This is a genomic window from Methylobacterium nonmethylotrophicum (assembly GCF_004745635.1).
In the GTDB taxonomy this organism is placed as follows: Bacteria; Pseudomonadota; Alphaproteobacteria; order Rhizobiales; family Beijerinckiaceae; genus Methylobacterium; species Methylobacterium nonmethylotrophicum.
This window is the reverse complement of sequence record NZ_SRLB01000094.1, coordinates 1-1,340: the sequence shown is the minus strand read 5'-3', so window position 1 is coordinate 1,340 and position 1,340 is coordinate 1. Positions and strand designations below refer to the sequence as shown.

General features: G+C 74.4%; 1 protein-coding gene. It reads right to left on the bottom strand.

Translation table 11 applies throughout. The features are described from left to right. The coding region (locus EU555_RS35920) for a mannose-1-phosphate guanylyltransferase/mannose-6-phosphate isomerase (RefSeq protein ID WP_245524659.1) at window positions 1-1,340 on the bottom strand (1,340 nt) is incomplete at both ends.

The window sequence follows — 1,340 nt, the reverse complement described above, 5'->3', positions numbered from 1 at the left end:
TCCTCGATGCGGATGATGTCGTCCTCTCCGGTGTAGCTGCCGACCTGGACCTCGATCAGCTCGAGCGGGATCTTGCCCGGGTTGGCCAGACGGTGCACGCAGCCGATCGGCAGGTACGCCGCCTCGTTCTCGTGCACCAGCCGCACCGTCCCGTCCACCGTCACCTCCGCGGTGCCGCGCACCACCACCCAGTGCTCGGCCCGGTGGTGGTGCTTCTGCAGCGACAGCCGCCCGCCCGGCTTCACGGTGATCCGCTTCACCTGGAACCGCGACCCGAGGTCGATGCGCTGGTAGGACCCCCAGGGCCGGTACATCAGCCGGTGCGCGTCCGCCTCCGGCTCGCCCCGCCGCCGCAGCGCCTCGACCAGCCCCTTCACCTCCCCGCCCGCGCTCCGGCTCGTCACCAGCACCGCGTCGTCGGTCGTCACCACCACCACGTCGTCGAGCCCGACCACCGTGGTCAGGATCTCGCCGGACGCATGCACCAGGCTGTTGCGGGTGTCGCGCACCGCCACCCGGCCGCGCAGCGCGTTGCCGTCGCCGTCCCGTGCCGAGACCTCCCACAACGCCCCCCAGGTGCCGATGTCCGACCACGGGAAGCTCACCGGCAGCACCCCGGCCCGGCCGGTATGCTCCATGACCGCGTAGTCGATCGAGATCTGCGGCGCCTGCGCGAAGGCCGGCTCGCCCAGGCGCACGAAGTCGAGGTCGCGGGAGGCGGTCTCGACGGCGTTCTGGGCCGCCTCCAGCACCGCCGGGGCGTGGGCGGCGAGTTCCTCCAGCATCACGTCGGCGCGGAACAGGAAGTAGCCGCCGTTCCACAGGGCGCCCTCGGCGATGAGGCCGGCGGCGCGGGCGGCGTCGGGCTTCTCGAGGAAGCGGGCGACCGCGCAGGCGCCGGCCGCGCCGGCCTGTCCGGGGAGGGGTTGGCCGGGCTGGATGTAGCCGTAGGCGGTGGAGGGGCTGGTGGGGGCGATGCCGAGCGTCATGATGAAGCCGGCCTTCGCCCCGGCGCGGGCGGCGCGGGCGGCGGCCACGAAGGCGGCGTCGTCGCCGACGGCGTGGTCGGCGGCGAGGATGAGCACGAGGCCCTGCGGGTCGCGGGCGGCGACGTGGAGGGCGGCGACGGCGACGGCGGGCGCGGAATCGCGCCGGCAGGGCTCGAGCAGGATGTCGGCCTTGATCCCGCCCTGGGCGAGCTGCTCGGCGACGAGGAAGCGGGCGTCGTTGGCGGCGATCACCGCCGGGCGCGCGAAGGTGGCGGGATCGCCGAGCCGCGCGGCGGTGGCCTGGAACGAGGAGCGCTCGGGCTCGGCGAGCGGCAGGAACTGCTTGGGGAA